The organism is Vescimonas sanitatis, from assembly GCF_049060325.1.
GTDB lineage: Bacteria > Bacillota > Clostridia > Oscillospirales > Oscillospiraceae > Vescimonas > Vescimonas sanitatis.
Genome location: NZ_JBMGPW010000002.1, coordinates 185,260 through 198,817 on the forward strand (window position 1 = coordinate 185,260; position 13,558 = coordinate 198,817).

General features: G+C 63.9%; 13 protein-coding genes. 12 read left to right on the forward strand and 1 reads right to left on the reverse strand.

What is annotated here, in order from left to right; all coding sequences use genetic code 11:
- Nucleotides 1-31 precede the first annotated feature (31 nt).
- The 12 genes from ACOMDU_RS03765 (at nt 32) to rnc (ending at nt 12,865) form a co-directional block, all read left to right on the forward strand.
- The gene (locus ACOMDU_RS03765; protein ID WP_421129107.1) at nt 32-736 is read left to right on the forward strand and encodes a hypothetical protein; all 705 of its coding nucleotides are present in this window, start codon (nt 32-34) and stop codon (nt 734-736) included.
- A 57-nt stretch (nt 737-793) separates the two neighbouring features.
- The gene (gene greA / locus ACOMDU_RS03770; RefSeq protein WP_022135735.1) at nt 794-1,270 is read left to right on the forward strand and encodes a transcription elongation factor GreA; all 477 of its coding nucleotides are present in this window, start codon (nt 794-796) and stop codon (nt 1,268-1,270) included.
- 45 nt (nt 1,271-1,315) lie between these two features.
- Nucleotides 1,316-2,830 (forward strand): lysine--tRNA ligase, encoded by a 1,515-nt coding sequence (lysS, locus tag ACOMDU_RS03775; protein ID WP_421129108.1) that lies wholly within the window; start codon nt 1,316-1,318, stop codon nt 2,828-2,830.
- Nucleotides 2,831-2,975: 145 nt separating this feature from the next.
- Complete coding sequence (locus tag ACOMDU_RS03780) at nt 2,976-3,632, forward strand: acyltransferase (RefSeq protein ID WP_421129109.1); 657 nt, start codon at nt 2,976-2,978, stop codon at nt 3,630-3,632.
- Nucleotides 3,633-3,647: 15 nt separating this feature from the next.
- Nucleotides 3,648-5,033, forward strand: a complete 1,386-nt coding sequence (gene glmM, locus ACOMDU_RS03785) for a phosphoglucosamine mutase (RefSeq protein ID WP_022135738.1) — start codon at nt 3,648-3,650, stop codon at nt 5,031-5,033.
- A gap of 104 nt (nt 5,034-5,137) precedes the next feature.
- Nucleotides 5,138-5,911 (forward strand): TrmH family RNA methyltransferase, encoded by a 774-nt coding sequence (locus ACOMDU_RS03790; RefSeq protein WP_421129110.1) that lies wholly within the window; start codon nt 5,138-5,140, stop codon nt 5,909-5,911.
- Between the two features lies 1 nt (nt 5,912).
- Nucleotides 5,913-7,133, forward strand: a complete 1,221-nt coding sequence (gene dprA, locus ACOMDU_RS03795; RefSeq protein WP_421129112.1) for a DNA-processing protein DprA — start codon at nt 5,913-5,915, stop codon at nt 7,131-7,133.
- An 8-nt stretch (nt 7,134-7,141) separates the two neighbouring features.
- Complete coding sequence (gene topA, locus ACOMDU_RS03800) at nt 7,142-9,463, forward strand: type I DNA topoisomerase (RefSeq protein ID WP_421129114.1); 2,322 nt, start codon at nt 7,142-7,144, stop codon at nt 9,461-9,463.
- Nucleotides 9,464-10,777: a methylenetetrahydrofolate--tRNA-(uracil(54)-C(5))-methyltransferase (FADH(2)-oxidizing) TrmFO gene (gene trmFO, locus ACOMDU_RS03805; protein WP_421129115.1), complete on the forward strand. Its 1,314-nt coding sequence runs from the start codon at nt 9,464-9,466 to the stop codon at nt 10,775-10,777. It begins immediately after the preceding gene.
- A complete protein-coding gene (plsX, locus tag ACOMDU_RS03810; protein ID WP_421129117.1) occupies nt 10,774-11,796 on the forward strand; it encodes a phosphate acyltransferase PlsX in 1,023 nt (340 codons plus the stop codon). The genes trmFO and plsX overlap by 4 nt, the downstream gene beginning before the upstream one ends.
- 86 nt (nt 11,797-11,882) lie before the next feature.
- The gene (gene acpP / locus ACOMDU_RS03815; RefSeq protein ID WP_421129278.1) at nt 11,883-12,122 is read left to right on the forward strand and encodes an acyl carrier protein; all 240 of its coding nucleotides are present in this window, start codon (nt 11,883-11,885) and stop codon (nt 12,120-12,122) included.
- Between the two features lie 59 nt (nt 12,123-12,181).
- Nucleotides 12,182-12,865: a ribonuclease III gene (gene rnc / locus ACOMDU_RS03820; protein WP_421129118.1), complete on the forward strand. Its 684-nt coding sequence runs from the start codon at nt 12,182-12,184 to the stop codon at nt 12,863-12,865.
- Between the two features lie 42 nt (nt 12,866-12,907).
- Here rnc and ACOMDU_RS03825 read toward each other — a convergent pair whose 3' ends face one another.
- Nucleotides 12,908-13,558, reverse strand: coding sequence for a V-type ATP synthase subunit D (locus tag ACOMDU_RS03825; RefSeq protein WP_421129119.1), 651 nt, complete (start codon nt 13,556-13,558; stop codon nt 12,908-12,910).

A 13,558-nucleotide genomic window follows, 5' to 3' on the forward strand; every position in this document is an offset into this window, starting at 1 on the left:
TTGCATACCGCCGGGGGAGAAGGGAAACCGCATGATCGTTTACATGACGCAGGGCCAAAAGACAGTGCTTTCCCGCATAACGGTGGAGGGTCTGCCACTCCATTATCTTTCTGTGGGGAGGGACTATTTCGCCCGCCGCCGCGCGCTGCGCTGCCTGCGTCAGATGTATGACTCCGGTGTCCGCCGCTGTATCTGCGCCGATGTTTACCTCCTTTCGCTGGCGAAGCAGGCAGACATAACATCATACCCCGTTCTGCCGCTGCGCCTCGCCCTGCTGGGCAGTCTGCTGGATATTCTCTGCCCCGGCGGTCTGCAAAACGCCGCCGCGGTGCTGCGCTGCGGCCCCGGCGGAGAGGAGACGGCCCGGGCGGCGCTGACGGTGCTGGCCCGGCGGGCGCGGTATGTGCAGCTGGACATGGAGGACCCTGCGGCGCTGGCGGCGGAGCTGCTGTACCGCTGGGGGATCGCCGCCGGAGACGGGGGCCGGCGGGCGGCGCTGACGGTGGTGTGCGGCGATGTACGGGAAGATACGGAGGGCCCGGCGATATATCTGACGGAGGACTGCGGGGCGCGGCAGACGCCGGTATGGACATCGCCCCGGGCGGCGGCGCTGGCGGTGCCGGTGACGGAGCCTCTGGCCGCGGTGCTGACGGCGGCCGGAAAATGGCAGATATCCGACATTCATATCACAGACTTGCTTGACATACGCACGGAAAGTCACTATAATGCAACGTGACATATTGTTTATAGCCCTAAAAGGGTATCCTTATGGATAGAAAGGGAAGTGTGCAGCATGGCAAAGGAATTCAAAATGAGCCAGGCTCGGTATGACGAGCTGAAACAGGAACTGGATTACAGCAAGACCACCCGTGCCGACGAGGTGGCGGAGCTGATCAAGGAGGCCCGCGGCTTTGGCGACCTCAGCGAGAACAGCGAATATGACGAGGCGAAAAACGAGCAGGGCAAGCTCTACTCCCGCATTGCCGAGCTGGAGGACATTCTGCTCCATGCCGTGATCGTGGATGAGTCCGAGATGGACTCCGACAAGATATCCATCGGCTGTACCGTCACCGTTACCAATCTGGATATGCGAAAGCAGCTGCCCGCCTATAAGATCGTCGGCTCTCAGGAGGCCGACGTGATGAGCCGCGCCATCAGCGAGGACTCACCCTTTGGCAAGGCGCTGATGGGCCGCAAGGCGGGCGATGAAGTGACCGTGGAGGCGCCCAAGGGCGTGATCCACTACCGTATCGACAGTATTGAAAGATAAATACCGCCGGCAACGGCGGTACGGATAGACGAAGGAGGCTGCATTATGGCAGACGAGACCAACCGCAACGTGAACGAACAGCCCCAGGCCCAGGACATGGGCGAGCTGCTGCGCATCCGCCGCGACAAGCTGAAGGTGCTGCAGGACGAGGGACGCGATCCCTTTACCATCACCAGGTTTGATGTGACCCACCACACACAGGATATCAAGGATAACTTTGACGCCATGGAGGGGCAGGCTGTGTCCGTGGCAGGCCGCCTGATGAGCAAGCGCGGTATGGGCAAGGTGTCTTTCTGCGACCTGCAGGACAAGACCGGCCGTATCCAGATCTACGCCCGTAAGGACGAGATGGACGAGGACAACTATAACCACTTTAAGAAGTACGATATCGGCGACATCGTGGGCGTCAAGGGCGAGGTGTTCCGCACCCAGCGGGGCGAGATGTCCGTCCGTGCACACGACATCACGCTGCTGAGCAAGTCCCTGCGGCCCCTGCCGGAAAAGTTCCACGGCCTGACCGACAAGGAGATCCGCTACCGCCAGCGGTATGTGGATCTGATCATGAACCCGGAGAGCAAGCGGAATTTCGAGATCCGCAGCCAGTTCGTGGCGTTCCTGCGCCGCTATCTGGACGGTCTGGGCTTTATGGAGGTGGAGACGCCCGTCCTCAGCCCCATCGCCGGCGGCGCCAACGCCCGGCCCTTTATCACCCACCACAACGCGCAGGATATCGATATGTATATGCGTATCGCCACCGAGCTGCACCTGAAGCGGCTGATCGTGGGCGGCCTGGAGCGTGTGTACGAGGTGGGCCGTATCTTCCGCAACGAGGGCATGGACACCAAGCACAACCCCGAGTTCACTACCTGTGAGCTGTACCAGGCGTACACGAACCTGGACGGCATGATGGATATCCTGGAGGGCATCCTCACCGGTGCCGCCAAGGAGATCCTGGGTACCTACCATGTGCAGTGGCTGGGTCACGACATCGACCTGACCCCCTCCTGGCAGCGCGTCACCATGGCCGACGCGGTGAAGAACGTCACCGGCGCGGACTTCATGGCCTGCATCGGCGATGCCGACAAGGGCGTGGAGCTGGCCAAGAGCGTGGGCGTGGACATGGACGGCGTGGCCCATACCTGGGGCAACGCCCTGTATGAGACCTTTGACCAGAAGGTGGAGGAGACGCTGATCCAGCCTACCTTTATCACCATGTACCCCGTGGAGGTCAGCCCGCTGGCCAAGCGCAGCCCCGAGCAGCCCGCCCTCACCGAGCGGTACGAGATGTTCATCTGCGGCTGCGAGATGGGCAACGCCTTCTCCGAGCTGAACGACCCCATCGACCAGTACGAGCGCTTCAAGGCGCAGGCCGCTAAGCGCGCCAACGGCGACGAGGAGGCCGACATGATGGACGAGGACTTCGTCATGGCGCTGGAGTACGGTATGCCGCCCACCGGCGGCCTGGGCTTCGGCATCGACCGCTGCGCCATGATGCTCTGCGGCACCGACTCCATCCGCGACGTGATCCTGTTCCCCACAATGAAGCCGCTGGACAACTGAAATGGCTGAAAACGCCCCTGCGCCAAAAGCGGCGTGGGGGTGTTTTTTCTGTCCCCCACTTGCCAAATGCCGCACCGGATAGTATACTTAGCACATAACATCCCGTCGCGGTGCGTACAGTAGCACAGGCGCGAAGGAGGAGACTATGTACACCATCAACGACCTTTATGATCTGACACATACACTGGCGGGGGACTACCTGGCCCGCTTTACCTATCCCTGGGAGGCGCTCTCCGACCTGGCGGACTGCATCCGTGCGCTGGGTGCACAGCTGGATAGCGAATATCTGCCCTTTGGCCCGGAGGTGTGGGTGCACCGGACGGCGCACGTCGCGCCCACGGCGTCCATCACCGGGCCGTGCATCATCGGCCCGGAGGCGGAGGTGCGCCACTGCGCCTTTATCCGGGGCAGCGCGCTGGTGGGCGCCCATTGCGTGGTGGGCAACTCCGTGGAGCTGAAGAATGTCATCCTGTTCGACAACGTGCAGACGCCCCACTACAACTATGTGGGCGACAGCATTCTGGGCTACAAATCCCACATGGGCGCCGGTTCCATCACCTCCAATGTGAAGTCCGATAAGACCCATGTGGTGGTCACGGACGGCGCGGAGCGCATCGACACCGGACGCAAGAAGGTGGGCGCCATGTTGGGCGACGGCGTGGAGGTGGGCTGCAACAGTGTGCTGAACCCCGGCAGCGTCATCGGACGGGGCAGCCGGGTATATCCGCTGTCCTCGGTGCGGGGCACCGTGCCGGCGGCGAGCATCTACAAGCGCAGCGGCGACATTGCCGCCCAGCGCTGACAGGGAGGAAGAAAAATGGGTAAATATTTCGGCACGGACGGCTTCCGGGGCGAGGCCAATGTGACCCTGACGGCGGACCACGCCTATCAGGTGGGCCGCTTTTTGGGCTGGTACTGCGGTGAATGCAAGCGCCGCGGCGGCGACAGCGAGCCGGCAAAGGTGGTCATCGGTAAGGATACCCGCCGCAGCAGCTATATGTTTGAGTATGCCCTGGCCTCCGGACTGGTGGCCTCCGGCGCGGACGCCTATCTGCTGCACGTGACCACCACGCCCTCTGTGTCCTATGTGGCGCGGACGGAGGGCTTCGACTGCGGCATTATGATCTCCGCCAGCCACAATCCGTTCTATGACAACGGCATCAAGCTGATCGGGCGGTCCGGCGAGAAAATGGACGAGGACACCATCGCCCTGATCGAGGACTACCTGGACGGGAAGCTCAGCGTGTTCGGCCAGACCTGGGAGACGCTTCCCCTGGCGCAGCGGGACCATATCGGCCGCACGGTGGACTGGTCCGCGGGGCGTAACCGCTACGTGGGCTACCTCATCTCCCTGGGGATGTTCTCCTTCAAGGGGAAAAAGGTGGGGCTGGACTGTGCCAATGGCAGCGCCTGGATGATCGCCAGAAGCGTTTTTGACGCACTGGGTGCCACGACCTACGTCATGGGCGATGAGCCAGACGGCTTCAATATCAACAACGGCGTGGGCTCCACTCATATCGAGGCCCTGCAGCGCTTCGTGGTGGAGAAAGGCCTGGACGTGGGCTTTGCCTACGACGGCGACGCGGATCGGTGCCTGGCGGTGGACGAAAAGGGCCAGATCATCACCGGTGACCATATCCTGTATATCTGCGGCCGCCATATGAAGGAGCTGGGCGAGCTGCCCCACAACACAGTGGTGACCACGGTCATGTCCAACTTCGGACTGTACCGGGCCTTTGACCGGCTGGGGATCCGCTATGCCAAAACCGCTGTGGGCGACAAGTACGTATACGAGTATATGAGCAAAAACGGCTGCGCCCTGGGCGGCGAGCAGTCGGGGCATATCATCTTCTCCAAGTACGCCTCCACCGGCGACGGCATTTTGACCAGCCTGAAGCTGATGGAAGTCATGCTGGAGCGCAAGCAGCCCATGAGCAAGCTCACCGAGGGACTGACCATCTATCCCCAGGTGCTGGAGAATGTGCGGGTGCACGACAAGGCTGCCGCCCGTCAGGACCCGGCCGTGCAGAAGGCTGTGGACGACGTGGCCCGCCGTCTGGGCGATACGGGCCGTATTCTGGTGCGTGAATCCGGTACGGAGCCGGTGCTCCGCGTAATGGTGGAGGCGCCGGAGGATGCTATCTGCCGGGAGTGTGTGGCACAGGTGGCGGAGATCATCCGGGCGCAGGGACACGCGGTTTGAGTACGCAATAAGGGAACGCCGTACCGCGTTCCCTTATTTTTTGTTGACATTCGCAGAGGATACCTATATTATAAGGAATATTCTGAGAGGGGAGGGGCACCGTTATGACAGAGCGCATTACCAGCCGGCGCAATCCGCTGCTGGAACAGGTCCGCAGGCTGGATACGGCGGCGCTCCGGCGGAAGGCCGGGGTGTTTTTGTGCGACAGCCCCAAGCTGGTGGGCGAGGCGGTGCAGCACGGCGTGTCCGTGCAGTGTGTCATCGCCGCGGATGGTGTGGCCTTCCCGGAGGGACTGCCGGAGAATGTGCGGCGGGTGACGGTGCCGGCGGACGTGATGGCGTCTATTTCGCCCATGCCCACGCCCCAGGGAATGCTGGCCCTGTGTGCCCTGCCGGATATGGCGGCGCCTGCGCGCCTGTCGCCGGGCCGCTATGTGGTGCTGGACGGTGTGCAGGACCCGGGCAACGTGGGGGCGGTGCTGCGGACGGCGGACGCCTTCGGCTGCACTGGTGCGCTGCTGCTGCCGGGCTGCGCCGATCCCTATGGGCCAAAGACGCTGCGCGCCGCCATGGGCGCGGTGTTCCGCCTGCCGCTGTACGCGGTGGGGCTGGAGGCCCTGCCGGGCTTGTTGGCAGACGCAGGGCTGCCGCTGTACGGCACGGCCCTGCGCCACGACACGGTGGACGTGCGGCAGCGGGATCTGCGCCGCTGCGCGCTGGTCATTGGCAGCGAAGGCCGGGGCGTCAGCGCGGAGGTGCTGGCGCTGTGCCGCGAGACGCTGCGTATCCCCATGTCGCCCCACTGTGAGTCGCTGAACGCCGCGGCCGCGGCGGCGGTGCTGCTGTGGGAGGCCTATCGCGCGGAGGAGGGGAACTGAGATGGCGGCTTTGAAGTATTGGGTGTGGCTGACCACACTGCCGGGTCTGGGGGAACGGGCGAAATTGCAGCTGCTGGCGCATTTCGGCTCGCCGGAGGAGATCTATTTTGCCCCGGAGGGCGAGCTGCTGCTGGCAGAGGGCATTACGAAACTACAGGCCGCCCTGTTGGCGGACAAATCGCTGGACCGGGCGGAGAAGGTGCTGGAGGACTGCGCCAGAGACGGCCAGTTCCTGCTGACCATGGACGACGCGGGATACCCCGCGCGGCTGCGGAACATCTACGACCCGCCCCTGCTGCTGTATGGCAAGGGCAGCCTTCCCCTGTTCGATGATGAGGTGGCCGTCACGGTGGTGGGCACCCGGGACTGCACGCCCTACGGTGTGCGTGCGGCATCACAGCTGGGCTATGAGCTGGCCAGACAGGGGGCGCTGCTGGTGTCCGGCATGGCCAAGGGCATCGACGGCGAGGCGCTGAAGGGCGCCCTGCGCGCCGGCGGCTTTACCGCCGCGGTGCTGGGCGGCGGCGCGGACGTGGTGTATCCGGCGGCCAACCGCCGGCTGTATGAGGACATCGCCGCCACCGGCGTCATCCTGTCGGAGTACCCGCCCGGGACGGAGCCCAGGGGCGACCACTTCCCGGTGCGGAACCGATTGCTCAGTGCGCTGAGTCTTGCCACCGTGGTGGTGGAGGCCCCTGAGAAAAGCGGCGCGCTCATCACCGCCGCCACGGCACTGGAGCAGGGCCGCGAGGTCTTTGCCGTGCCGGGCCCCTTCGACGCGCCCAAGAGCCGGGGCTGCAACGCGCTGATACGCGAGGGCGCGGGCCTGGTGTGCGAGGCCTGGGACGTGCTGAGCTTTTATGAGAGCCGCTTCCCCCATAAGCTGCGGCCTCTGCGGGCCACGATCCCGCCTCTGCCCAAGGGCGCGGAGCCGGAGAGCGGCGCGCCTGCCGTTCCGGTGCAGGAGACGCCCGCGCCCACCACGCCGGTACTGCCGGTGCTGGATATTTCACAGGACACCGCCGGACTCACCGACGATCAGATCGCGGTGCTGTCCGTTCTGCAAGCGGATATACCCACCCTTACCGATGACGCGGCACTGCTGGCCGAACTGCCGGTGCGCCGTGTGCTGTCGGCGCTGACGGTGCTGGAGATCGACGGCTACGTCTGCCGTCAGGGAGCGCGGAGCTTCCTGCGGACGGTGGAACTCAAAAAGGAGTAAGTAACAATATGGCAGCAAAGAAGAACCTGGTCATCGTGGAGTCCCCGGCCAAGGCCAAGACCATCGGCAAATATCTGGGGCCGGACTATGTGGTCAAGGCCAGCATGGGTCACCTGCGTGACCTGCCCAAGAGCACCCTGGGCGTGGACGTGGAGGGTGACTTTACCCCCAACTACCGGCCCATCAAGGGCAAAGAGGATATCATCAAGGACCTGAAGACCACGGCGGACAAGAGCAAGACCGTGTACCTGGCCACCGACCCGGACCGCGAGGGCGAGGCCATCAGCTGGCATCTGCAGCACCTGCTGGACCTGCCGGATGACAAGGCCCGGCGCGTGACGTTCAACGAGATCACCAAGAAGGTGGTGCAGGAGTCCATCCAGCACCCCCGCGCCATCGACCAGGACCTGGTGGACGCCCAGCAGGCCCGCCGTGTGCTGGACCGCATCGTGGGCTATCAGCTCTCCCCTCTGCTGTGGAAGAAGATCCGCCGCGGCCTGTCCGCCGGCCGTGTGCAGTCGGTGGCGATCCGGCTGGTGGCCCAGCGTGAGCAGGAGATCGCGGCCTTCGTGCCCCAGGAGTACTGGACGTTGGACGTACACCTGCAAAACCACGCCGCCGCGTCCTTTACCGCCCACTACTACGGTGTGGACGGCAAGAAATACGAGCCTAAGGACGAGGCGGATACCCAGCGCATCGTGGAGGAGCTGAAAAAAGAGGCCTTCGCGGTCAAGACCGTGAAGCGTACCGACAAGCAGCGCAGCCCCACGCCGCCCTTTACCACCTCCAGCTTACAGCAGGAGGCCTCCCGCAAGCTGAATATGACGCCCCGTCGGACCATGGCCATTGCCCAGCAGCTGTATGAGGGCGTGGACATCACCGGCGAGGGCACCGTGGGTCTGATCACCTATATGCGTACCGACTCGCTGCGTATCTCCGACGAGGCTCAGGCCCAGGCCCGCGAGCTGATACAGTCCCGCTACGGCGCGGCGTATTGCCCTGCCGTACCCCGGAAGTACAAGACCAAGGCCGGGGCCCAGGACGCCCACGAGGCCATCCGTCCCTCCGACCCGGCGCTGACGCCGGAGCAGGTGAAGGGCGACCTGACGCCGGAGCAGTACCGCCTCTACCGACTGATCTGGAGCCGCTTCCTGGCCAGCCAGATGGCCAACGCCGTGTATGACAGCATCTCCGTGGAGATCGCCGCCGGTGCCCATGCCCTGCGGTGCTCCGCCAGCAACCTGAAATTCGCCGGCTATACCGCTGTATATGAGGAGAGCCGGGACGACGACAAGGAGGAGAAGGACTCTCCCCTGCCGCCGCTGGAGGAGGGCGAGCAGGTGACGGCGGTGGGCTTTGCGCCCCTGCAGCATTTCACCCAGCCCCCGGCCCGCTATACCGATGCCACCCTTATCCGCACCATGGAGGAGAACGGCATCGGCCGCCCCTCCACCTATGCGCCCACCGTGTCCACTATTCTGGACCGCGAGTACGTCATCAAGGAGGGCAAGTACCTGCGCCTGACACCGTTGGGCGGCGTGGTCAACGACCTGATGTGCCAGCGGTTCCCGGACATCGTGGATGTAAAGTTCACCGCCCGTATGGAGCAGAAGCTGGACGATGTGGAGGCCGGCCAGGTCAAGTGGAAGGACCTGATCCGCCAGTTCTACGTGCCGTTCCATGAGAACCTGGAAAAGGTCGAGAAGGACATGGAGGGCGTGTACCTGAAGGTCCCTGATGAGGTGACCGAGGAGAAGTGCGACCTGTGCGGCCGCAACATGGTGGTCAAGTCCGGTCGGTTCGGCCGGTTCCTGGCCTGCCCCGGCTACCCGGAGTGTAAGTTCACCAAGCCTCTGGTGGTGGAAATGCCCGGCCGCTGCCCCAAGTGCGGCGGACGCATCCTGAAAAAGACCAGCCGCAACGGCTACACCTACTACGGCTGCGATAAGTTCCCTACCTGCGATTTTATGACCTGGGACGTGCCGGTAAAGGACGACTGCCCTGTGTGCGGCAAGACCATGTTCAAGAAGGCCGGCAAGGGCTTCAACAAGCCCTTCTGCGCCAATCCCGAGTGCCCGAACTTCCTGCCGGAGGACAAGCGCGGCTATCGCCGCCGCAAGACCGATGACGCCGCGGCGTCTGCCGAGGACAGTGCGCCGGCCGCGGAGGAAAAGCCTGCGGCGCAGCCCGAGACGAAAAAGTCCGCTGCGAAAAAGACCACGGCGGCCAAGAAGCAGGCTGCTGCCAAGAAGACCACAGCGGCCAAGAAGCCTGCCGCGGCCAAGAAGACGACCACAAAAAAGACTACGACCAAGAAAGCGGAAGAATAAATGGAAAGCGTAACTGTGATCGGCGCGGGCCTGGCCGGGTCCGAATGTGCCTGGCAGCTGGCCCAGCGGGGCATCCCCGTGGTGCTGCGGGAGATGAAGCCGGAGAAGAAGACCCCCGCCCATGTGACCGGCTATTTTGCGGAGCTGTGCTGCTCCAATTCCCTGCGGGGCGCGGGGCTGGAGAACGCCGTGGGCCTGCTGAAGGAGGAACTGCGGCGGCTGGACAGTCTGATCCTCCGCTGCGCGGACGCCACGGCGGTGCCCGCCGGCGGCGCGCTGGCGGTGGACCGCGAGGGCTTTGCCCGCATGGTCACCGAGTCCGTGCTGGGCCACCCCAATATCACCATGGTCCCCGGCGAGGTGACCGCTATACCGGAGGGGAATGTGGTCATCGCCAGCGGCCCGCTGACCTCTGACGCGCTGGCGGATGCCATTGCGGAAAAGCTGGGCGGCGGCCATACGCTGAACTTCTTTGACGCGGCGGCCCCGCTGGTGACCTTCGACAGCGTGGACATGGACAGCGCGTATTTCGCCTCCCGCTACGATAAGGGCACCCCGGACTACATCAACTGCCCCATGACCAAAGAGGAATATCAGGCCTTCTGGGTGGAGTTGGTGAAGGCGGAGGAGGCCGAGGTCCACGGCTTTGAGGACAGCGGCGTGTTCGAGGGCTGTATGCCGGTGGAGGTCATGGCCCGCCGGGGCGAGGACACCCTGCGCTTCGGCCCTCTGAAGCCCCGGGGCCTGGTGGACCCTAAGACCGGCCGTGAGCCCTACGCCGTGGTGCAGCTGCGGCGTGACAACGCTGACGGCACCATCTACAATCTGGTGGGCTTTCAGACCCACCTGAAATGGGGCGAGCAGAAGCGGGTGTTCTCCATGATCCCCGCCCTGCACGACGCCCAGTACCTGCGCTACGGCGTCATGCACCGCAACACCTATCTGGACTCGCCCCGGCTGCTGGACCGCTACTACCGGCTGAAAAGCGATCCCCGTATCGCCTTCGCCGGTCAGATGACCGGCGTGGAGGGCTATGTGGAGTCCTGCGCCAGCGGTTTTCTGGCGGGTATAGAGTTGGCCCGGCGGCTGAAGGGACAGGCGCCCCTCGACCTTCCCCGAGAGACGGCCATCGGCGCCCTGGGCCTGTATGTCAGTAACGAGAGCGTGGCGGACTTTCAGCCCATGAACGTGAACTTCGGCATTATCCCGCCGCTGGACCACCGGGTCAAGGGTAAGCGCAACAAAAATGCCGAGCTGAGCCAGCGGTCGCTGGCCATTCTGGATACCATCAAAGAGGAGGTGCTCTCTCTGTGAAGATCATCATCGACGCCATGGGCGGCGACAACGCCCCGCTGGAGATCGTCAGGGGTGCGCTCAGCGCCCACAGCCGCTTTGGCTGTGACATCGTCCTCGCCGGAGACGAGGCGGCCATCCGGGCCGCGGCGGCCCGGTGCGGCGCGGCAACGCTGCCGCAGGGTGTGACCCTCCGCCCCACCACGGAGACGGTGGATATGTGCGACGACCCTGCCACGGTGTTCCGCCGGAAGAAGGATACCTCCATGGGCGCGGCGTTGACCATGCTGCGCGATGGAGAGGGCGACGCCGTGGTGTCCGCCGGCTCCACCGGTGCGCTGCTGACCGGTGCGACGCTGATCACCAAGCGTATCCATGGCATCCGCCGTGCGGCTATGGCGCCGGTCATCCCCACCACCACCGGCAGCGCCGTGCTTATCGACTGCGGCGCCAACGCCGAGTGTACCCCGGAGTATCTGCTCCAGTTCGCCTATCTGGGCAATTTCTATGCCCAGCGGGTGCTGGGGGTGGCGACGCCCCGCGTGGGCCTGCTGAATATCGGCGCGGAGGACAGCAAGGGCACCGACCTGCAAAAGCAGGCCCTGGCGCTGCTGCGCGCGGCGGACGCCCGGGGCGATCTGCACTTCATCGGCAATATCGAGGCCAAGGACGCCATCAAGGGCGGCTGTGACGTGATCGTTACCGACGGCTTTTCCGGCAACGTGATGCTCAAGTCCATTGAGGGCGTGGGCTCCTTCGCAGGCAGCGCCCTGAAGGGGATGTTCAAAAAGAACCTGCTGACGAAGCTTGCCGCCCTGCTGGTCATGCCGGGGCTGAACGCCTTTAAAGCGCGGCTGGACCCCAACAAGGTGGGCGGCACGGCCTTTATCGGCATCTCCAGGCCGGTCATCAAGGCCCACGGCGGCTCCAACGCCGAGGCCATCGAGAACGCGGTGGGGCAGGCCATTCAGGTGGCCGAAAGCGGTATTACCGGGGCCATCGCGGCGCACATAGACAAAATGCAGCTTCCCACCGTATAAATTTACCAAAAAGGTATTGACACTGTCACACGATTGCCGTATTATTTTCGGAGATAACAAGCAAAGAAGGAGGAATACCCTTGACTATGGAAGAGATCTTCAAGACGATGCAGGATCTGATCGCCGAGCAGTTCGCTATCGATGCCGACGAGATCAGCATGGACAGCTCTTTCGTGGACGACCTGGGTGCCGATTCTGTGGATCTGGTGGAATTGGTCATGGCGATGGAAGAGGAGTTTGACATCGGCGAGATCGACGAAGAAGACCTGGCCGGCCTCAAGACCGTCGGCGACTGCGTCCGCTATCTCAACAGCAAGCTGGGCTGATCCGACTATAACGACAGAAAATACGGCCCGGCAGGGCCGTATTTTTTCAGGAGGTTCCTATGGAAGAACTGGAAAGAAAGCTGGGCTACACCTTCCGCGACCCGGAGCTGCTCCGTGCCGCCCTGTACCACAGTTCCTACGCCAACGAGCACCGCAGCGAGGGCATACGCAGCAACGAGCGCTTGGAATTCCTGGGCGACGCCGTGTTGGGCTTTGTGTCCGCCGAGCACCTGTTCAAGAAGCACCCGGAGCTGCCGGAGGGCGACCTGACCCGCATCCGCGCCGCCCTGGTGTGTGAGGAGAGCCTGCACGAGGTGGCCCAGTCCCTGGACCTGGGCAGTCACCTGCTGCTGGGCAAGGGCGAGGAGCAGGGCGGCGGCCGCTGCCGGCCCTCCATACTGGCCGACGCCACCGAGTCGGTATTTGCCGCCGTGTATCTGGACGGCGGGATGGACGCCGCCAGTGACCTCATCCACCGCGTCCTGCTGGACAAGGAGCGTGAGGAGGTGGTGGAGGAGCGCCGCCGGGACTATAAGACGGAGCTGCAGGAGCTGGTCCAGCGCAGAAGCGGCCAGGTGCTGCACTATGAGCTGACGGGGACCTCCGGCCCCGACCATGCTAAGCAGTTCACCTTCCGGGTGACGCTGAACGGCAGAGAGCTTGGCCAGGGCACCGGCCGCAGTAAGAAGGAGGCGGAGCAGTCCGCCGCCCGCAGCGCCCTGGCACAGTGGAACGAGCAATAAGCAAAAATCAAAACCTCCGGCTTAGCCGGAGGTTTTGATTCATTACGGCTGGTAGTGGTGCGCGTCCTGCAATACCATCTCCTTGACCTTCATCAGCCGTGTGGTGTTGCCGCGCTCGTTCTCGTCCAGCTTCATGGTGATATAGCGGATGTTCTGCTCCGTCTCCGGGATCATCACATACTCCAGCGCGTTGACCCGCCGGCGGGTCTTTTCGATATCCTGGGCCAGCAGCTGCATGGTCTTTTCCACCTGCGCCAGCTCCAGCATATCGGCGAATACCGCCTGCATCTTCTCCAGCGCCGCGTCCAGCTCGCCGCTGGTCTGGGCGAAGCCGTAGGGCAGCAGCGCGTCGTCGCCGCTGTCGGTCTGGAAGGTGAACACCGGCACGTTGACGCTCATAACATTCCGAGTGGATACCTCCAGCGACACGCTGCGCCGCGGGCAGGACAGGGCCTCCTCCAGCACCTCCGGTCCCATCAGGGCGGCGGCCACGGTGAAGGCGGCGTTGGCCTCCTTCAGCCCCTGCTCCACCTTGGCGCGGAGCGCGCGGTTGCGCCGCACCACGTCCATAAACTGCTTCATCAGCTCGTCCCGCTTGTCCTTCAGCAGCTTGTGGCCCCGGCGTGCGGTCTTCAGCCGGCCCTTCAGCCGGGTCAGCTCCATCCGGGTGGGATTGACAGTCTTTCCCGCCAT